Consider the following 19,340-nt stretch of genomic DNA (forward strand, 5'->3'; position numbering starts at 1 on the left):
CAGTGATTATCCTAGCTAGGACTTGTTCGCTGATATAAATCTTTTAGCTTCTTTTTCGTCCAAAAAGGTTTTTCTTCCCGTACTGACATTTTCTCAGTCCGCTTAAATATGAATTTGCTGTACTTCGGTACCGGGATCTTACTAGAGATAGCTTTACTACTTCGAGTTCCTTATAGCATACTTTGTTTAAAGTAAGATACACATCGGAGGTAAGTCTCTGTGCATAAAGTTACCATTTCGGAAAAAGGTCAAATCTCCATTCCTGTTGCCTTGCGAAGGCGGTATGGGTTGAAAAAAGGAGATAAACTAGTCCTCGAAGAGATAGAAGGGGCCATCGTTCTACGCCCTTTGCCGCGACACCCTCTGTTGGCCCTTAGGGGTAGCTTAAAAGGCGTAAACGCGGAAAACTGACGGGTCTTCTCCTTAAGGAACGTGCGGCGGATAGGGAGAGGGAGTAGACTTGGTAGAGGATGAACCGGGTGCGCAGGTAGTGGCAGACATTCTTTCTGAAGAAGGTACCGAGTTGTACCTCAGCGTGGTCAGTTTGGGGGAGGTTTACTACATCATTTCGCGGGAGCGGGGTGAGCGGGCGGCTGAGGAGGTTGTGCGTGGTATTATGGAGGGGTAGTTGTAGTCGAAGTTTCCTGGCCGAGGACCCGGGAGGCAGCCCGCATTAAGGCTAAAAGTGGACCTACGTATGCTGATGCTTTTGTCTTAGGGCTGGCTCTGGAAATGAAGGCGCCTGTAGTTACTGGCGATCCCGAGGTTCAGGCTATAGCCGAGAGCCTGGGAACGGAAATAGTGTGGGTGGGCGAATGACAAGGGCAGGCTAACCGAAGCGGGGCTGAATTACGCGAGAGTAAAGGAGTACTTGTTTGGGTACTATTTTGTTTCTAGTGGTAGAAAAAACTGTAATGGAGTTAGCTGAACTCTTGAGGCCTAATTAGCTTTGGGGGCCTGTATATCCTTATCTAGCCAAGCAGGTACGAGAGGTTCTGCCATCTAGTTCCCCCTGAAAAACTTTAGGGCAAAAACGGCCTGGTGTGTAAGGAAAGGAAATAGTTTTAGCAAAACGGAAGGAGTTCCATCCTCTGGATCGAATTTTGTAGTAAGACCAAACAAAAAACCCAGAAGGAGGAACTCCTACGAATAACATTGCCGCCTGGCCTCCTTTTCCTGCCGGATGATCTTATGTATCAGCCGCACGGAAAGGATAATAACCCGAACGGCGGCCATCCAAGAGGGCAATTTGCATCTTTCCTGACCGGGTGGTGAGTATCTTTGACCCCCTACGCCCGGCTCATTAAAAGGGACAAGGCCAATGCCCCGGTAGAGTTTGGATACAAGGTGTTGCTTCAGGAAGCAGAACAACAATATAATCAGTCACCGGCTATGAGGTGTTGAGAGGGAACCCTGCGGATGATACCCTGCTCCTTGACGCAGTAGAGGACCATACTGAGACTTTCAAACGTCCACCCCGTGCCCTGGCTACCGATAGAGGTTTTGGCAGTTCCGGGAACGAAAAGGGTTGCCGTCAACTGGGGGTAAAGCAGGTCAGCCTACCACGGAAAGGTAAAATTAGTAAAGCCCGCAAAGCCTATCAATTGCAGGGCTGGTTCAAACGACTTCAACGCTGGCGCGCTGGAGGAGAGGCTACTTTCAGTCTTTTGAAACGCAAATACGGTTTACGCCGCAGCTTTTCCAGGGGATATGAAGGCACTGCTACCTGGGTGGGCTATGGAATTCTGGCCCATAATTTGGTCAGATTGGTTGCACTGATATAACAATATGAATGAATGTAACGGGAAAACTACCGGACTATAAAGAACACAGAAATGAGACTCCCCTTGGAGTATACAAAAAGAGGACTTTTTCAGGGGGAACTAAGTAAGGGTTTTAAAGGGGTATTGTGTTTTATGATGCGGGTTTAACTCAAGGTAAAAATTTTACATCCTCGGGGGTACCCGAGGATTTTTTGTGTAAGCGTTTTAGACTAGGGAAGATGTGTCCTTGTCTGGCTTTTGCGGGTTTATTGAGGAGTTTAATTTAGCTTTACTTTATGTTACATATGTCCGGAAAGCGGAGTAGAAGTGGAGTGAAAGCGGAGATGTCCGGAAGACGGGGGTCAAATCCAGCTTAAATTTGAGGATAGCTCAATTACCAAGGTTGCTTTAATTAGTTCATGCCCAGGCTGTTTCAAGAAATCGGGTACAAAGCAGGATGCCTCATCTATTCGTTGCCTTGTCTTCCTTCCCAGAGTGATCTATAATAGGCAATAACCATTTTAGGCTTCGGGGAGGAGGGGATGGTTTGTCGGAAGATAAAATTATCGGAGAAGGCCTCACCTTTGATGATGTTCTTTTAGTACCTGCTTTTTCGGCTGTACTCCCCCGGGAAGTGGATGTCAGTTCTTACTTTACCCGCGAGGTCAAACTCAATATCCCCATCGCCAGTGCAGGTATGGACACGGTGACGGAAGCCAGAATGGCCATCGCCATGGCCCGGGAAGGCGGGATAGGTGTTATCCACAAGAATATGTCCATCGAGCGCCAGGCTAAGGAAGTAGACCGGGTGAAAAGATCCGAGCACGGAGTTATAACAGATCCTATCTACTTGAGCCCGGACCATACCATTGGAGAAGCGGTAAAGATTATGGAGCACTATCACATCTCGGGGGTTCCTATTACAGAAAACGGCAAGCTAGTAGGGATTATCACCAATCGTGATATCCGGTTTGAAGAGGATTACAGCCGGCCTATAAGGGAAGTGATGACCAAAGAGAATCTGGTTACGGCACCGGTAGGGACCACCTTAGAGCAGGCTAAAGAAATTTTGCGACGGTACAAGATCGAGAAATTACCCCTGGTGGATGAGAATTTCAATCTTAAAGGGCTCATCACCATTAAGGATATTGAAAAGGCCCGCAAGTATCCTAATTCGGCTAAGGATAGCAAGGGGAGGCTGCTGGTAGCTGCGGCAGTAGGGGTAAGTAAAGAGACTATGGAGCGGGTGGAAGCTCTGGTGGCGGCCGGTGTAGATGTGATAGTTGTAGATACGGCCCACGGCCATTCTGAAAATGTGTTGCGCACAGTGGCGGCGATAAAGAAAAAATATCCCGATCTACAGGTGGTAGGGGGAAATGTGGCTACTAAAGAAGGAACTTTAGCGCTTATTGAGGCTGGGGCAGATGCGGTAAAGGTAGGTGTGGGGCCGGGTTCTATATGTACTACGAGAGTGATTGCCGGGATAGGAGTTCCCCAGCTTTCGGCCATTTTGGATTGCGCCCGGGTGGCCCGGGAAAAAGGAGTGCCCATTATTGCCGACGGTGGAATTAAGTACTCTGGCGATATCACAAAGGCTTTAGCCGCAGGCGCGAGTACAGTGATGATCGGTAGCCTTTTGGCCGGAACTGAAGAGAGTCCCGGTGAGATCGAAATTTACCAGGGGAGGAGTTTTAAAACCTACCGGGGTATGGGATCTTTAGGGGCTATGAAGGAGGGAAGCAAGGACCGGTACTTCCAGGAGGAGGCCGATAAACTTGTTCCGGAAGGTATTGAAGGCCGAGTGCCTTATAAGGGCCCGGTAGCCGAAACTCTGTTCCAGCTCGTCGGGGGACTTAGAGCGGGTATGGGTTATTTGGGCGCCCGCTCCATACCTGAACTCCAGGAAAAAGCCCGGTTTATCCGGATAACCCAGGCCGGGCTTAGGGAAAGTCATCCCCATGATGTTATAATTACTAAAGAAGCTCCCAATTACCGCATATAGAAAGTCTGAAGATACTTTCTTTATGAGGGAGGAGAAGGGGAGGAAGAGATGGTAGCCGAAGTTTTTTGGACGGATATGCGTACCGAAAAGGGCAAGAGCCTGGCGGATAAGGTGGAAAGGCTTTGGCGGAGGGCGGGATTTGATAAAACTATATCTTCCGGAGATATGGTAGCTGTAAAGCTTCACTTTGGGGAGAGAGGTAACTTAGCCTATATCCATCCCGCCTTAGTCCGCAGGGTAGTAGATTTGATCCGGCAGCAAGGGGGTAAGCCTTTTTTAACGGATACTAATACCTTGTATGTCGGCTCGCGCTCTAATGCAATCGATCACCTGGAGACGGCTATAGAACACGGGTTTGTTTATGCTGTAGTGGGTGCTCCCGTAATTATTGCTGATGGCCTACGGGGGAAGGATTATTTAAATGTACCGGTAAACTTGAAGCGTTTTAAGGAAGTAAAGATCGCCAGCGCCATATATCATGCTGATGCGCTGGTGGTTTTGAGTCATTTTAAGGGTCATGAGCTAGCAAGCTTTGGGGGGACAATAAAAAATTTAGCCATGGGTTGCGCAAGCCCTAGCGGGAAACAAATGATGCACTCTGATGTTCTCCCGGTAGTAAAGGAAGAGAAATGTACAGGATGCGGCCGGTGCCGGGAATGGTGCCCGGCAGGCGCTATTACTGTGAAAGATAAAGCCGCAATCGATCCGGAGAAATGCATAGGCTGTGGCGAATGTACGGTGACCTGTACCCGCAAAGCCATAAAACCCAACTTTAAGTCCGAACCAGAAGTCCTCCAAGAAAAAATGGTTGAGTACGCTTACGGAGCGTTAAAAAATAAGACGGGTAAAGCGGCCTTCTTTAATTTTGTGATGCATGTATCTCCTGATTGTGATTGTAACTCTTGGAATGACGCCGCCATTGTGCCTGATGTGGGGATCCTGGCTTCGCATGACCCCGTAGCCCTGGACCAGGCCAGCCTAGACCTAGTAAACGCCCAGCCGGTTTTACCGGGTAGCGCCCTGGAAGGCAAGGGTAAAGAAGGGGATAAATTTTTGGCTTTGACTGGGTACGATGGGACCAGGTTACTGGCTTATGCGGAGGAAATAGGCATGGGAAGTAGACAATATAATTTAGTTCGTATTTAGGAGCCGATAAGGAGGAGGTTACGAAGAAATGGAGAATCTATATGTTAAGAAGTGGGAAGCTAAGCCGGGACGCGTTTTGGCCTTCCGTCTAGCGTACGGATGCGATTTGCTTAAGGCTTTACAGTCGGCAGTAGAGGAAAACGATATCCGGTTCGGGTGGCTTCATTTCCTGGGAGGTGTTCAGAAAGCCAGGGTAGCCTACTACTTGCAGGATCGTAAAGAATTTGTTACTCTGAGTTTAGAGGAGCCTATGGAAATATTGTCTGGATTGGGTAACATAAGCTTGAAAGACGGCAAACCTTTTGTCCATGCCCATGTCACATTTATGGATAGAGAAGGGAAGGCATGGGGAGGCCACCTGCTAGAGGGCACGGTGGTCTTCGCCGGCGAGGTGTTTGTACAGGAATTGCTTTTACCCGCACCGCCTGAGAGAGTACATGATGAGGTAACGGGTCTATTCCTTTGGGTGTAAGGTGAAGGGGCAGGGAGGTGGGTTGCGTGCTTATACCTGTTAAGGTAAAGCAGATTGTCCTGGACCAAAGCATGAGCCCCGTAGTGTTGTTGGTGGACCAGGAGGAGTCCCAAGTCCTCCCCATTTGGGTAGGTCCCTTCGAGGCTCAGGCTATTGCTATGGCCTTGCAGGGAATTTTGACACCCCGTCCCATGACCCACGACCTGCTGCGGTCCCTATGCGAGAGCCTTGGGGCTAAAGTAGAACGCGTGCTGGTCCAGGACATAAGGGACGGTACCTATTATGCCGAGCTCTACCTAAACCACCAGGGCAAAGAAGTGGTGGTGGATGCCCGGCCCAGCGATGCCATTGCCTTGGCGCTCCGGACTAATGCGCCTCTATACATTACAGAAAAGGTGGCCGCTTATACTTTATCCATGGAAGATCTCATGGGAGAAGAGCAGGGCGAGGGAGCACAAGACCTGTTCCAACCCAGACCGGATATAGATAAGAAGTCTCTGCACTGAAATGATTTAGATTCCTTATGGCCTTTTGTGGTAGGTAATGGTGCCATGGCTTCTTCCGGAAGGAGGAAGCCTTTTTCTTTGTTGCGGAGAAAAAAGCAGGTTATAATTATGGTATAGCAGGGTACAGTAAACTTAAATATTCATCCGGGAGGAAATTTCTCCAGTGAAAGGGTACTGGATTAAAGTTTATGGTTGTCAGATGAATGAGCGGGATGGCGAGATTATCGCTGGTCTTTTAGAGGATGCCGGCTACTTTAAAGCTCCGGCCATGGAAGAGGCCGATATTGTTATTTTGCATACCTGCTGCGTTCGCGAGAAGGCGGAGAACAAGGTATATGGCCGCCTGGGGCAATTGGCCCGCCTTAAAAGCAAAAAGCCGGATTTGATTATCGCTGTAGGGGGCTGTATGACCCAACAGCCGGGCGCCGCGGAGAAGATGAGGGAAAAAGCGCCCCATGTGGATTTGATATATGGTACCCATAACCTCCATGAGCTTCCGGAGCTTCTTAAAAAAGTGGAACAAGAAAGAAGGCCCGTGGCCGTTGTATGGGAAAAGGAAGGGCCTGTGGTGGAAGGGCTGCCCCTTCGCCGGACTCATAAAGCAAAAGCCTTGGTGACTATTAGTTACGGCTGTAACAATTTTTGCACCTACTGTATTGTGCCTTATGTACGGGGGCGGGAGCGGAGCCGGAGGCCAGAAGACATAATAAAGGAAATCAAGGCCTTGGTGGCTGACGGAGTACTAGAGGTAATGCTTTTAGGCCAGAACGTCAACTCTTATGGTAAGGATTTAGAGGACGGGATAGATTTTGGTTGGCTTCTGGAACGGGTCAACGCTATTCAAGGCCTTAAGCGAATCCGGTATATGACTTCCCATCCTCGCGACTTTACTTTTAAATTGGTAGAAACCATAAGCCGGCTGGACAAGGTTTGCGAGCATGTACATTTACCCGTCCAGGCCGGGAGCAATAGAGTCTTGGAGCTTATGAACCGGGGGTATACGCGGGAGCATTATTTGGAACTGGTAGAGGTCTTGCGCCGGCATATACCCGGAGTAAGTATTACTACGGATCTGATAGTGGGGTTTCCAGGAGAGACGGAAGAGGATTTTCAGGACACCTTAAGTTTAGTAGAGCAAGTTCAATTTGATAATGCCTTTACCTTTATGTTTTCTCCACGGAAGGGAACAGTAGCTGCTAGTTTACCCGAGCAGGTACCGTTGGAAGTTAAGAAGGAGCGGCTTTACCGGCTTATGGAGGTTCAGAACAGGATAAGCCGGGCTAAAAATGAAGCCTTGGTAGGCCAGGAGATGGAGGTTTTGGTGGACGGACCTAGTGAGACGGATCCTAAAAACTTAAGCGGGCGCACCCGGACGAACAAGCTGGTAATCTTCCCCGGACCCGAGGAGCTAACGGGTAAACTTGTTAAAGTAAAGATTACCCAAGCCCAAACTTTCCTGCTTAAAGGGGAAGTTGTTTCATGAAGCGCAATACGGGACAGTCCCTTACCCCTATGATGCAGCAATATAAGGAGCTTAAGGAGCAACATAGGGACGCTATATTGTTTTTTCGCTTAGGTGATTTTTATGAGATGTTCTTTGAAGATGCGGTTATAGCTTCGCAAGAGCTAGGGCTGGTTTTAACCTCCAGGGAATCCGGAGAAAATGCACCCCCTATGTGCGGTGTGCCTTACCATGCTGCGGACACTTATATTGCTAAATTAGTGGCCAAAGGTTATAAGGTTGCCATATGTGAGCAGATGGAGGATCCCCGCCTGGCTAAAGGCCTGGTAAGGCGGGAAGTGGTGCGGGTAATAACCCCTGGCACCATTACAGATGACAAAGTACTACCGGAGAAGGGTAACAACTTTTTGGCTGCGGTAGTACCCGAGGGAGAAGGGTACGGCCTGGCATGGGCTGATGTGTCTACCGGGGAATTTCATGTGAAAACCTGTGCTTCTTTTTTGGAGCTGGCTGATGAGCTGGCGCGGCTTAATCCAGCAGAGTGCCTCTTACCTTCTCATTGTCTAAGGGAAAATAATATAGTAAAAAGGCTTCAAACTTGGTATACAGGTGTATTTACTCCTTGGGACGAGGGTTTAGAGCCAGAGGAAGGGTTAGAGCTTTTGAGGAAACGGTTCGGCCCTCTGGGGTATCTGGAGGAAAAAACTTTAACATTAATTGCCTGTAGCCTGCTTTTAAGCTACCTTCTGGCTACCCAGAAAAACAGCCTTCCCCATTTGAAAGCACCTTCGCTGGTAGAAGATGTGGCTTATATGGCCCTCGATCAGGCCACGCGTAGAAACTTAGAATTATTTGTAGCTGGCCGGGAGGCTGGCCGGCGGGGTTCTCTTCTTTGGGTACTGGATAAGACGGCCACGGCCATGGGAGGGCGGACATTAAGGCGGTGGCTGGAACGGCCTTTAGTTAAACTGGAAGCCATCCGGGAAAGGCAGGACGCGGTCAGGGAGCTGGTAGATAATTTTATTTTACGCCAAAAGGTCGAAGTCCTTCTTAAGAAGGTCAAGGACCTTGAAAGGCTTACCGCACGGGTAGCTTATGGCACAGCGGGAGGCCGGGAACTGCAGGCCCTGCGCCATTCCCTGGAGGTTGTCGGCCCCCTCAAGGAGGCTCTTAAGGAAACGAAGGCCCGCTTGCTTAAAAGTTTGACCCAGGAGCTGGACGCTATTCCTGAGATCACGGACCTTATAGCTCGGGCCTTGGTCGACGACCCACCGGCAGGGGTAAAAGAGGGAGGGATCATCCGTTCCGGCTACCATCCCGAGGTAGACCGTCTGCGGGAAGCTGTCGCCCATGGCCGGGAATGGATAGCCCAATTGGAAAATGAAGAGAGAGAGCGTACAGGCATCAAATCTTTGAAAATAGGTTTTAACCGGGTTTTCGGTTATTATATAGAGGTTACCCGGCCTAATCTATCTTTAGTCCCGGCGGATTACGAAAGAAAACAGACCTTGGCCAACGCTGAACGTTTTATCACTCCTCGCTTGAAGGAATTAGAAAGCCAAGTTCTGGGAGCCGAGGAAAGGCTGGTAGAACTGGAATATGAGCTTTTTCAGGAGGTCCGTTCTCAGGTATTAGCTGTGCTACCACGTATCCAGACTACAGCTAGAGCTATAGGAGTGCTGGACACGCTTTACTCCCTGGCTTGTGTAGCTTATGAGTACAATTATACTTGCCCGGTGGTAGACGAAGGGGACATCATCGAGATTCGTCAGGGCCGCCACCCCATGTTGGAAAGGGTAGGGGAGGGGAAAAGCTTTGTTCCCAACGATACTTTTCTAGATTGTGGCAACCAGCGCGTACATATTATCACAGGTCCTAACATGGCCGGGAAATCTACCTACATCCGGCAGGTAGCCTTGATAGTGCTTCTCGCACAGGTAGGGAGCTTTGTGCCTGCTAGCTGGGCCAGGGTAGGGCTAGTAGACGGTATATTCACCCGGGTGGGTGCTGCTGATGACCTTTTTGCCGGCCAGAGCACTTTTATGGTGGAGATGCAGGAGGTAGCCCATATCTTAAACCGCGCGACCCGCCGCAGCCTTATTATATTAGATGAAGTGGGCCGGGGCACCAGTACTGCGGATGGTCTGAGCATAGCCAGGGCTGTAGTGGAGTACATTCATGACCGTATAGGTGCCCGTACCCTCTTTGCCACTCATTATCACGAATTAATAGAACTGGAAAAACGGCTTCCGGGGGTTAAGAATTACAGTGTGGCTGTACGGGAGAAAGGCAAAGATATTTTATTCCTTCATACCATAGTACCCGGTGGAACGGACAAAAGTTACGGGATCCATGTGGCGAGACTTGCCGGACTACCTGAACAAGTGGTCCGGCGGGCAGAAGAACTTTTAAAGAATATTTATCAAGAGGGGGACAGGGGGATTTCTAAAGCCAGAGGTGAGGAGCTGGAGCAGGAAGATTCAGCTCATGCCCAGGAACGGGAGTTATCCAGGTCTAAAAAGAATATCGAAGAAGAGGTATTGAAGGAATTAGAAAACTATAATCTATGGAATAAGACACCCTTGGAGGCCATGCAGGCTATTTTTAACTGGCAAAAAAGGCTCGCCGGGCGGAAGAAAGTGGCTTGCGACCAGCAACAGCTAAGGTGGTGGGGGTGAGGGGTAGCCCATGTCACGACCCCGTATTGCTGTTTTAGATCCCGAGACCGCCTCCAAAATTGCAGCGGGTGAGGTAGTAGAAAGTCCGGCCTCCGTAGTAAAGGAACTGGTAGAAAATGCTCTGGATGCCGGAGCGAGCCGGATAGTAGTAGAAATAGGAGAAGGGGGGAAAAAATATATCCGTGTTCAAGATGATGGATGGGGTATGGAGGCAGAGGAGGTCAGGCTAGCCTTCGCCCGTCATGCCACAAGTAAAATCCGTCGGGCGGAGGATCTTTTTTCTCTAAGGACCTTGGGTTTTCGTGGCGAGGCCCTTCCTAGTATTGCTGCCGTAGCCCGGGTAGAATTGGTAACCAGGGCTCGGGGGCGCCCTCTAGGGACTAAAATTTGGGTAGAAGGAGGTAGTGAAAAGGCGATAGAAGAAGCCGGTTGCCCCGAGGGAACTACAGTTACTGTCACGGATCTATTTTTTAATACCCCGGCCAGGAAGCGATTTTTAAAAGGGTCTTCCCGGGAAGCAGCCAGGGTAGTGGCTGTGGTAGAACGTTTAGCCTTGGCTCACCCGGAAGTTGCCTTTCAGCTCTTGGTGGAGGGGCGCCGGACTTTGTCCACCCCTGGCAATGGCGACTTGCGTTCCACGGTGACCGCAATCTGGGGTTTGGAACTGGGGGAAAATTTGCTATATGTGGAAGGGGAATTAGAAGAGGTTTCCTACTGCGGTTTCCTTTCGCCGCCCTGGCTGCACCGTTCCAGCCGGCATTACCAGGTGTTAGTTGTGAACGGAAGGTATATAGTGAGCAAAATTTTGGTACGTGAAATTGAAGGGTTATATAACAACCTTATTCCGGCTAATCGGTACCCTATTTTTGTTTTACACCTGACTTTGCCGCCTAAATGGCTAGATGTAAATGTACATCCGGCCAAACTGATCGTGCGAATTAGGGAAGAAGAGAAACTGGCAAAAAGCTTGGGGCAATCCTTAGGCCGGGCATTAGATACTCCGCGGGCGGTGGCTCCGGCCATACCTCCTAATTTGCCTCGTGGTTCTGGCCGTTCCCGTATTACTTTTACTGATATGTGGCAGGTAGGAGAGCAGGAAAGCCTGAGCTTTTATCCAGAGGTAGCAGATGTGGGGGAGATAGAAGATTGTAAGCTAGAATTTCGGGAAGGCCCAAGGTTTAACTCCCTAGAAACAAAAACGTTACCCCCTTTGCATCTTATTGGCCAGGTATTTAATACCTATATACTCGCGGAGGGACCGGATGGGCTATACATAATAGACCAGCATGCTGCCGACGAAAGGATAAGGTTTCAAAAACTTAAGGAGCGCTGGGACAGGCTGGAGAAGCCCGGGCAGGTTCTGGAGCCGCCCCGTGTATTAAGGCTTAATGCTTCTATGGCTTTAGAATTATTATCCAGGCTTACCGTATGGGAGCATTTAGGTTTTAAAATAGAACCCTTCGGCTCCAACACCTTTTTGCTACGGGAGGCCCCCTACGGGATCCCACCGGGCAAGGAAACAGAGGTATTGGAGGAACTTTTGAGCAAGGGGTGGAATGAGGCTTTACCGGAGATGGAGGAGGCGCTGCTTAAAGTTATAGCCTGTCATGGCGCTGTGAAGGCAGGCCAGAAGTTGGCCCAACAGGAGATGGAGAACTTGATAAGGGAGCTAAGTGAAAGTTTTCATCCCTACACGTGTCCCCACGGTCGCCCGGCCATCGTAAAAATTCAAGTAGGAGAGCTATCCAAATACTTCAGCCGTACAAACATCCTTGAAGAAGGAGGAGCTGTTATCTTTGGGAGAAGGGGCGGATAAGAAGAGGCCACCTGTAGGCGCTATAGTAGGTCCCACCGCGGTAGGGAAATCAGAAATAGCTCTAGAGGTTGCCGCAAGGCTAAAAGCAGAGATAATTTCGGTGGATTCCACCCAGGTGTACAGGGGCCTAGACATTGGTACGGCCAAACTTCTTCCCCACCAGCGTATAAGTAGATCAGGTGTTTATATACCCCATCACCTCATAGATATAGTAGATCCTGATGAACCCTTCAGTGTAGCTGATTATCAGAGGATGGCCAGAGAAGCTATCCGAGATATTCATGCTCGGGGACGTTTACCCCTTTTGGTGGGAGGCACGGGACTCTATTTTCAGGCCGTGATCGATCCTTATGTCTTCCTTCCTGGGGCCAGGGATATTTCCGTTAGAGCCAGGTTAAAAAAAGAGGCTGAAGAGCGGGGTCTTGGCTATCTTTACCGTGTTTTAGAGGCAGTAGATAAAGAAGCAGCCCGTCGTATCCACCCGCATGACCAGCGTCGTATTGTCCGCGCCTTGGAGTTCTATTATTTGACCGGAGAGCCTATATCCAGTACTTGGGTGAAGAACAAAAAAGAATCTCCTTACAGGTTAGCCTTGGCCGGGCTAAGCATGGAGCGCAGGCTCCTTTATGAGCGGATAAACCTCAGGGTGGATAAGATGCTTGAAGCAGGACTGGTAGAGGAGGTGAGGGGGCTACTACGGAAAGGTTATAGCCCCGATCTTCCGGCCTTGCAGGCATTGGGCTATAAGGAAATAATAGCTTATCTTCAAGGAAAAGTATCTTTGGAGGAGGCCATCTACATTTTAAAGCGCAACACGCGCAGATACGCTAAACGGCAGCTTACCTGGTTTAGACGGGATCCGAGGATAAGGTGGTGGGAAGTCGAGCCTGAAAAATTCGAGGAAATTTCTAGCTCGGTTGCCTTATGGATGGCAGGACAATTGGGTATCGACGTAGAATAAGGTTTATGTGAGCGATAAATACTAGATACTAGAATCTGGAGGGAAAAAAATGAGCAAAGCCCCAGGGAATTTACAAGATGTTTTTTTGAACCAGGTCAGGAAGGAAAATGTACCCGTAACTGTCTATCTCGTTAATGGTTTTCAGTTGCGAGGGACGGTACGGGGTTTCGATAATTTTACTGTTTTGCTAGACTCGGAGGGCAAGCAACAGATGATATACAAGCATGCTATATCAACCATAATGCCCCACCGACCGGTAACCATTGCGGTGAAAACTGAAAGTGAGCCGGCGAATACATAAAAAATATAGACTTTAAGAAGGCAGGACCCCCTACACGGGGGTTAATTTTTTGTTTAAGCGAGAGGGAGCATAAGCTGGCATTTAGGGGACCACACTAGCCATAGAGGCCTTTGGAAATTATAAATTTTAAGGAGGTAGGGTAGGAAATTATGGATGGTCCCCAAGTAAAATGTGTGGTAAACACTTGTACGCACTGGTTGAAAGGAGACTTATGCGGAGCAGGAAATATTGATATTACCCATGAAGAAGAAGGTAAAATGGCCCAAAATCCGGAACACACGCAGTGCAAGACTTTCTACCAGCGCCGGGGATTAGCGAATACCTTAGGCTCCTTGGACAATGTTAATTGGGGCGGACTCTTAGCGAAGACCTTTCTCCCGGAAACCCAAATTTATCCTTCAGTAACTTGTATAGTAAATAGTTGTAAGTATTGGCAGGAGGGGAACAAGTGTTCGGCGGATAAAATCGATATCGTCGGTATGAACGCCGATGAATGCCAGGATACAAATTGCTATACCTTTATGCTGAAGAGTTAAAGGAGATGCCAGCTTCAAGGCACCCCCGCATATATATGTTTGTATGGGGGTGGGCGGGATGCAGGTCAAAATAGGTCTTACAGGGGGTAGGGGCGGGAACCGAGGGGGGCCGAGGGCTGCAGCGTCCTCCAAGCTGGAGGAACTTTTGCAGCAGCTAGATAAACTGGTGGGGCTATGGCCTGTTAAAGAGTTGGTTAGGGAGATAAGAGCATACGTAGAGATACAGAGAAGGAGGCGGGAGGAAGGGCTTTTTTCTTCTCCTATGGCTCTTCATATGATTTTTAAAGGTAATCCGGGAACAGGGAAAAGCACGGTAGCGCGGCTTTTGGGTCGTATCTTCAAAGAGATGGGGATTTTGTCACAAGGGCACCTGGTGGAAGTAGAGCGTGCCGACCTTGTGGGCGAATATATAGGACACACCGCTCATAAGACGCGGGAACAAATGCGTAAGGCCCTGGGAGGTATACTTTTTATCGATGAAGCTTACTCCTTAGCCAGGGGAGGGGAGAGAGATTTTGGCCGTGAGGCTATAGATGTACTGGTAAAGGGCATGGAAGACCACAGGGACAACCTTATCCTGATTTTGGCGGGTTATAAAGAAGAAATGGAATACTTTTTGGAAACTAATCCAGGCCTGCGGTCCCGCTTTCCCATCCATATAGATTTTCCTGATTATTCAGTACCTGAGCTTATGAGTATTGCTGAGTTGATGTTCCAGGAGCGCCAGTATTATTTAACAGTAGAAGCGAGGGTGGAGCTAGAACGTATTTTGAGGCGGGAAGCCATTTTTGGCCACCGGTATAACGGAAATGCCCGGTTGGTGAGAAACATTGTGGAGAAAGCCATGCGTAAACAAGCTGTAAGGTTATTAGATAAGGCACATCTAACCCGGGAAGAATTGATGACGATTACCAAAGAAGACCTGTTGGGTATTGTGAATAATTGTAGAGAACAAGAGTTTCTGGGCGATGTAGAACGGTTACCGCTTAAGGAACGATGCCAGATCTGTTATAATAATGCTTCGTAATACTTATTAAGCTGTGCAGCTAAAGGAGTGGAATTAATAGGTGGATGGAAGGGAAGGTGTTTTGACTTACTTTCCTGTGGAATCTTGGCTTGTTGAAAAGATGGCTGAGGCTGAAAAAGAAGTTAAAGAAAGCGGGTTGTTCTGTAGGATAGAGGAGACATGTGCTTTAAATCACTATAAGGTGCTCAGAGCCTTTCAACAAGTAGGTGTAACCGATTTTCACTTTCAGGACTCCACAGGTTACGGATACGGGGATGTGGGGCGGGAGGCTTTAGAAAGGCTTTTTGCCATTGTGTTTGAAGGGGAAGATGCGCTAGTCAGGCCGCAGATTGTTTCGGGAACCCATGCCTTAAGTGCTTGTTTGAATGCCGTTTTGCATCCCGGGGATACGTTACTTGCAGCATGTGGTAAGCCCTATGATACTTTGGCGACAGTCATCGGACTGGGTAAACGTGTAAGTGGTAGTCTTATGGAACGAGGTATACGTTATGCTGAAGTTGAGTTAACGCCTGAGGGGCGACCAGACCTAGAAAAACTTGCCGAGCAAGTCGAACGCTTAAAACCGCGGGTATGCTTCATTCAGCGCTCCCGGGGATACAGCCAGCGTTCTGCCCTAAGCGTAGATACTATAAGGAAGATGATAAAGGTTGTTAAAAGTGCATACCCCGGAGCCGTATGCTTGGTGGATAACTGCTATGGGGAGTTGGTAGAGATAGAGGAGCCTGGTGCGGCAGGAGCGGATTTGGTGGCGGGATCCCTTATAAAGAATCCGGGGGGTACTTTGGCCCCGGGGGGAGGATACATAGTAGGGAGGAAGGAATTGGTAGAAGAAGTTTCCTATTATCTTACAGCTCCCGGCCTGGGACGGGAGATGGGAGCTTTTTCCGGGAAACGCCTTTTATTCCAGGGTCTTTTTCTGGCACCTCTTGTCGTGGAGCAAGCTTTAAAGGGTGCGGTGTTGGCGGCGAGTTTTTTTCAAAAGCTGGGCTATACTGTGGATCCTTTACCAGAAGAAGTCCGGTACGATATAGTCCAAACCGTTACTTTAGAGGATAAAGAGGCGCTCTTAGCCTTTTGCCGGGGACTTCAGAAAGCGTCTCCAGTAGAGGCTGGCAGCGTGCCTGAGCCCGCCGTTTTACCCGGGTATGAAGATCCGGTAGTTATGGCCGGAGGTACTTTTGTACAGGGAGCCTCCCTCGAATTAAGCGCCGACGCCCCGGTACGCCCTCCATATACGGTGTTTCTGCAGGGCGGCGTCTCGTTATATTATACTAAGATAGGTTTATTGCTCGCGGCACAAGAGGTGCTACGTACTTGTAGGAGGTAATACACGTTAGGTGTTGGCGGAAGGAGCCTGGTACCAGAAGAAAGAGGCGGCTAAAAATAGGTTATTTAACTTCGGATAATAACTTCCGATAATAAGTATTATGTAAACCAAAAGTTCATATCGGGCTTTCCGGGCAATTCAAAAAGAAAAGGACCCGCTACTTATTTTCCGGGCCCCTTTCTGGGTCAACTATAATTTGATTACCCCGGATTTTATGCCATTCTCGGGCATGTATTTTGCTGCGCCTGTCGTGATTGGGTCCCTCGCGGCTTAAGCGGAACTTTTTTGTCATTCCAGTAACCCCTTCGTTTTACGTAAGTTTTATAGTTTTTCCCTATCTTTCCATATGGTATTTAGCTATATTGTATTAAGGGGACGTCTTTTTGGATTTCATTTTTAGTATATCGCATTTGTAAAGGTTTAATTGATAATCATAGTGCGTAGATGGTGGAAATTAATTCCTAAATAGAGTGAATTATGTTGACAAATACTATATGCGGGAGGGATCGCTGTGTTCCGAGCTCGTGCAGCAAGGGCTTACAGGCCCTGGAGAGGTTGGTTGCGCTGGCTCGCATGGTTAGCTTACCCCATGGGCTTGTTACACGGAGCTCTTCTCATGCGTTTCTTCTTCCACCCGAAGCAGGAGGCAAGCCCTCAGGGGTAAGCCCCTCCTTTTTGCTTTTTGGCATATATCTCCGTTTCCCCTTTTATATTTTTACTGAGACTAAGTTTATGAGTTTTGACGGGGGAACAGAAGTAAGTGTTTTTGTTTACGACTCCAGACTGTGATATGTGGAAGATATATTCTTCTAGACGGTCGCTTTTTTACACTTACACTTTAGTAGGTTATCCTCTAAAAGGAATTTCTTCCTTTCTGGGAGCTATAGACAAGAGAGGACATTTGCACTTAATCCTCAAGTTGCATGATAATCAGCATGTTTATTCTTTTTGGGAAGGGCAGCGTTGGCATACTCTCCCTCTCCCCCTTCAGGGGTGCGAACGAGTACATGGTTTAGTAGTAGACAATACTGGAAAGACGCATATTTTGTTGAGGCTACAAGGAGAAACGATACACCTTATCCGCTACCGTGGGCAATGGTTTATAAAAAACCTTCCTTTTAAGTTGTATGGAGAACCTTTATGTATTCAACTTTGGGAAGGAGAATATCTCTTTGTCTGCTGGGAGGAGACAAAGCAAAACGTAAAGAAGATATTTTATACTTTTTATCAAAAGGGAAATTGGTCCTCCCCTTCCCTATTGCTAGAACAGCGTAATGAGGCTAAGTGTTATGTCTACTTTATAGATATTTCTAACAAAAGTTTCGAGATTTACTCTTTTGTTTGGGAACCTCAGGGACAAGAATATCAACTGTACTGCTACACAGAGGCCAATAGAAAGACTCAATTAGCAACCCATATACTGGGGAAAACTTTAGGGTTTCCAGACAGTTATCCCCTTCTCTTAAGTAGTAGGAGTAATTATCTCCTCTGTTGGACAGTAAACGGCCAATTTACTTTTTCCCTTAAGGCAAAAAGGGGCTCTTGGAGCCGGCCCCAAGGAGATTATCTCTTCTTCCCCACAAGTATAAAACCACTTTTTACCTGGAACGGTTGGGAACATGATAAGGCTGCCTTTACCCGGGTGAATGGGTTAGACCTGGACTGGCCTTTGATCATAGGGGTTGATCAGATTTTACCCTACTGCAAGGCTGTTTTGGCCCTTTCCAACCCTTTTCGGCAATTAGAAGTACCACAAGGTTAGCAGGAAAGCTACTTCTTTTTTACGGACCAGTTAGTGGGCGGTATCCTTGGCGAGGTTTGTAACAATAAAAAATCCGGCCTGTTTGCCCGGAAGCGTTGGAATTATTAGCCTTGGTAGCCCTACAATAAGCCAGCACATAAAGACTGTAAAAACTGCGGCGCAGTGAAAGAAGAAGCTATTATTTGCAACGAGGAGCAAATACGAAAGAAAACGTTATACTTGGTGTATAACTTGACTTTGTAGGCCAAAACGGCGTATAATTGAACCAGGCTATTGAAAGGAAGCATAACGATGTCTGTAAGATTTTGGACGGTCACTGACTTAACGAAGGAGCTCAACATCTTGAGGAGGGTTATTTACAACGCGGTAACGAAAGGCCGGTTGTACGGAACCAGATTGGGTCCGCGGTTTTACATCCCCCATGAAGAGGTCAAGCGTATTCTCGGGACCGCCACGGGTCACAAATAATATGTATACTCAAAGTAGTCATGCATACTCGGTCGCAGGTTGCTCATTCCCAGAAGCTAGCTGGAACGGCTACTCAGCAGGATGCAAAACGAAAAAGGCCCGGAGTTTGCCGGGGCACTCTACAGTATGCTGGCTCGCTATCGAACCCCATGTATAGAGCAGAAAGCTCCTTTGGATCATAGGACCGGAAAAGGGGGTTAGCCTTGCGGCTTAAGCAAGCCGACCCGGAGACTTGCTGGTCTACGTGCCCGATGAGGAACAAGACCGCTAGTGAGCTTGTGGCTCATGAGCTTGAACCCATAGCGATTAACGGCTAAGGAGGAGTATAGTATGAAGCTCCCAGTAATCCTCGCCAAAGGCGAAGACGGCTACATTGTAGCCGAGTGCCCTGTCCTTCCTGGGGGTGTATCCCAGGGAAAAACACGGGACGAAGTACTTGCAAATATCCGGGAAGCGATTGAGCTATACTTGGAGACAAAAGAAGCACCTAAACTGCCCACAGCCTTCGAGATTGCCGAAGTGGAAGTTGCCATATAATGCCCAGGCTGCCGGTGTGTTCAGGTAAGAGGCTATCAGGACTTGTGAATATATCCCACAAGGGTGGGGGGTTAAACAGTTATGCGCTTTACGGCAGTGATAACGAAAGAGGGTCAATGGTATGTGGCTAGGGCTGTTGAGGTAGAGGTCGCCAGCCAGGGCAAGAACATCGAGGAGGCCCTTGCGAACTTGAAAGAGGCCCTAGAGCTTTATTTCGAGGATGAGCCTTTACCGGAGGCCCTGCCTGAACCCATAATCGCCACGGTTGAGGTAGCGTTATGAGCCCTAAACTGCCTGGGGTATCAGGTCGGGAGGTCATCAAAGCCCTTACAAAGGCAGGGTTTCGTCAGGCCAGCCAGCGAGGGAGCCATGTCAAAATGCGTCACCCTAGCGGCAGAACGGCTATAGTGCCTTTGCATGATGCGCTTGCTCCTGGGACGTTACGCTCAGTGCTCAAGCAGGCGGGCCTCACTGTGGAAGAGTTTATTACGCTTCTGGGCTAAAAACCGCTTTCTTCTAGGAGCCTCTAGGAAGGGCGCAAAATGGCCGGGAGGTAATTTGGTATCCCGGCCTTTT

General features: G+C 48.6%; 20 protein-coding genes and 1 pseudogene. 20 read left to right on the forward strand and 1 reads right to left on the reverse strand.

Annotated elements, in window-relative coordinates:
- Nucleotides 1–219: 219 nt before the first annotated feature.
- From L5656_RS04620 to L5656_RS04690, 16 genes and pseudogenes are all read left to right on the forward strand, one after another.
- Nucleotides 220–411 (forward strand): AbrB/MazE/SpoVT family DNA-binding domain-containing protein, encoded by a 192-nt coding sequence (locus L5656_RS04620; protein WP_297199723.1) that lies wholly within the window; start codon nt 220–222, stop codon nt 409–411.
- Nucleotides 412–460: 49 nt separating this feature from the next.
- On the forward strand, nt 461–628 hold the full coding sequence (locus tag L5656_RS04625) for a hypothetical protein (protein ID WP_297199725.1): 168 nt from the start codon (nt 461–463) through the stop codon (nt 626–628).
- A gap of 44 nt (nt 629–672) precedes the next feature.
- Nucleotides 673–819: a hypothetical protein gene (locus L5656_RS11340; RefSeq protein WP_366017915.1), complete on the forward strand. Its 147-nt coding sequence runs from the start codon at nt 673–675 to the stop codon at nt 817–819.
- 376 nt (nt 820–1,195) lie between these two features.
- A pseudogene (locus tag L5656_RS04630) lies at nt 1,196–1,784 on the forward strand (transposase); the annotation flags it as partial.
- Nucleotides 1,785–2,310: 526 nt separating this feature from the next.
- Complete coding sequence (gene guaB, locus L5656_RS04635; protein ID WP_297199728.1) at nt 2,311–3,765, forward strand: IMP dehydrogenase; 1,455 nt, start codon at nt 2,311–2,313, stop codon at nt 3,763–3,765.
- Nucleotides 3,766–3,813: 48 nt separating this feature from the next.
- Entirely contained in the window at nt 3,814–4,911 is a 1,098-nt protein-coding gene (locus tag L5656_RS04640; protein ID WP_297199731.1) for a DUF362 domain-containing protein, read from the forward strand.
- A gap of 28 nt (nt 4,912–4,939) precedes the next feature.
- Nucleotides 4,940–5,383: a PPC domain-containing DNA-binding protein gene (locus L5656_RS04645; protein ID WP_297199734.1), complete on the forward strand. Its 444-nt coding sequence runs from the start codon at nt 4,940–4,942 to the stop codon at nt 5,381–5,383.
- Between the two features lie 26 nt (nt 5,384–5,409).
- A complete protein-coding gene (locus L5656_RS04650; RefSeq protein WP_297199737.1) occupies nt 5,410–5,889 on the forward strand; it encodes a bifunctional nuclease family protein in 480 nt (159 codons plus the stop codon).
- Nucleotides 5,890–6,052: 163 nt separating this feature from the next.
- On the forward strand, nt 6,053–7,372 hold the full coding sequence (miaB, locus tag L5656_RS04655; RefSeq protein WP_297199740.1) for a tRNA (N6-isopentenyl adenosine(37)-C2)-methylthiotransferase MiaB: 1,320 nt from the start codon (nt 6,053–6,055) through the stop codon (nt 7,370–7,372).
- A complete protein-coding gene (mutS, locus tag L5656_RS04660) occupies nt 7,369–10,029 on the forward strand; it encodes a DNA mismatch repair protein MutS (RefSeq protein WP_297199743.1) in 2,661 nt (886 codons plus the stop codon). The genes miaB and mutS overlap by 4 nt, the downstream gene beginning before the upstream one ends.
- A 10-nt stretch (nt 10,030–10,039) precedes the next feature.
- The gene (gene mutL, locus L5656_RS04665; protein WP_297199746.1) at nt 10,040–11,845 is read left to right on the forward strand and encodes a DNA mismatch repair endonuclease MutL; all 1,806 of its coding nucleotides are present in this window, start codon (nt 10,040–10,042) and stop codon (nt 11,843–11,845) included.
- Nucleotides 11,826–12,806: a tRNA (adenosine(37)-N6)-dimethylallyltransferase MiaA gene (miaA, locus tag L5656_RS04670; protein ID WP_297199749.1), complete on the forward strand. Its 981-nt coding sequence runs from the start codon at nt 11,826–11,828 to the stop codon at nt 12,804–12,806. The genes mutL and miaA overlap by 20 nt, the downstream gene beginning before the upstream one ends.
- A 49-nt stretch (nt 12,807–12,855) precedes the next feature.
- On the forward strand, nt 12,856–13,107 hold the full coding sequence (gene hfq / locus L5656_RS04675; protein ID WP_297199753.1) for an RNA chaperone Hfq: 252 nt from the start codon (nt 12,856–12,858) through the stop codon (nt 13,105–13,107).
- A 149-nt stretch (nt 13,108–13,256) separates the two neighbouring features.
- The gene (locus tag L5656_RS04680; protein WP_297199756.1) at nt 13,257–13,643 is read left to right on the forward strand and encodes a DUF1540 domain-containing protein; all 387 of its coding nucleotides are present in this window, start codon (nt 13,257–13,259) and stop codon (nt 13,641–13,643) included.
- A 58-nt stretch (nt 13,644–13,701) separates the two neighbouring features.
- Nucleotides 13,702–14,670: an AAA family ATPase gene (locus L5656_RS04685; RefSeq protein WP_297199759.1), complete on the forward strand. Its 969-nt coding sequence runs from the start codon at nt 13,702–13,704 to the stop codon at nt 14,668–14,670.
- A gap of 40 nt (nt 14,671–14,710) precedes the next feature.
- Nucleotides 14,711–15,997 (forward strand): aminotransferase class I/II-fold pyridoxal phosphate-dependent enzyme, encoded by a 1,287-nt coding sequence (locus L5656_RS04690; RefSeq protein WP_297199762.1) that lies wholly within the window; start codon nt 14,711–14,713, stop codon nt 15,995–15,997.
- A gap of 157 nt (nt 15,998–16,154) precedes the next feature.
- Here the strand turns inward: L5656_RS04690 and L5656_RS04695 are convergent, their stop codons facing one another.
- On the reverse strand, nt 16,155–16,289 hold the full coding sequence (locus L5656_RS04695; RefSeq protein ID WP_297199765.1) for a hypothetical protein: 135 nt from the start codon (nt 16,287–16,289) through the stop codon (nt 16,155–16,157).
- Between the two features lie 1,761 nt (nt 16,290–18,050).
- Between L5656_RS04695 and L5656_RS04700 the strand changes: the two genes are divergently transcribed.
- The 4 genes from L5656_RS04700 to L5656_RS04715 all read left to right on the forward strand — a co-directional run bounded on the left by L5656_RS04700 (nt 18,051) and on the right by L5656_RS04715 (nt 19,267).
- A complete protein-coding gene (locus tag L5656_RS04700) occupies nt 18,051–18,227 on the forward strand; it encodes a hypothetical protein (RefSeq protein WP_297199768.1) in 177 nt (58 codons plus the stop codon).
- 330 nt (nt 18,228–18,557) lie between these two features.
- Complete coding sequence (locus L5656_RS04705; protein WP_297199770.1) at nt 18,558–18,764, forward strand: type II toxin-antitoxin system HicB family antitoxin; 207 nt, start codon at nt 18,558–18,560, stop codon at nt 18,762–18,764.
- A gap of 81 nt (nt 18,765–18,845) precedes the next feature.
- Nucleotides 18,846–19,046 carry a type II toxin-antitoxin system HicB family antitoxin gene (locus tag L5656_RS04710; RefSeq protein WP_297199773.1) on the forward strand — a complete coding sequence of 67 codons (201 nt, stop codon included), beginning with the start codon at nt 18,846–18,848 and terminating at the stop codon, nt 19,044–19,046.
- Nucleotides 19,043–19,267, forward strand: a complete 225-nt coding sequence (locus L5656_RS04715; RefSeq protein WP_297199776.1) for a type II toxin-antitoxin system HicA family toxin — start codon at nt 19,043–19,045, stop codon at nt 19,265–19,267. The genes L5656_RS04710 and L5656_RS04715 overlap by 4 nt, the downstream gene beginning before the upstream one ends.
- Nucleotides 19,268–19,340: the final 73 nt, after the last annotated feature.

Source organism: Thermanaeromonas sp., from assembly GCF_021890735.1.
Lineage (GTDB): Bacteria > Bacillota > DSM-521 > Neomoorellales > Neomoorellaceae > Thermanaeromonas.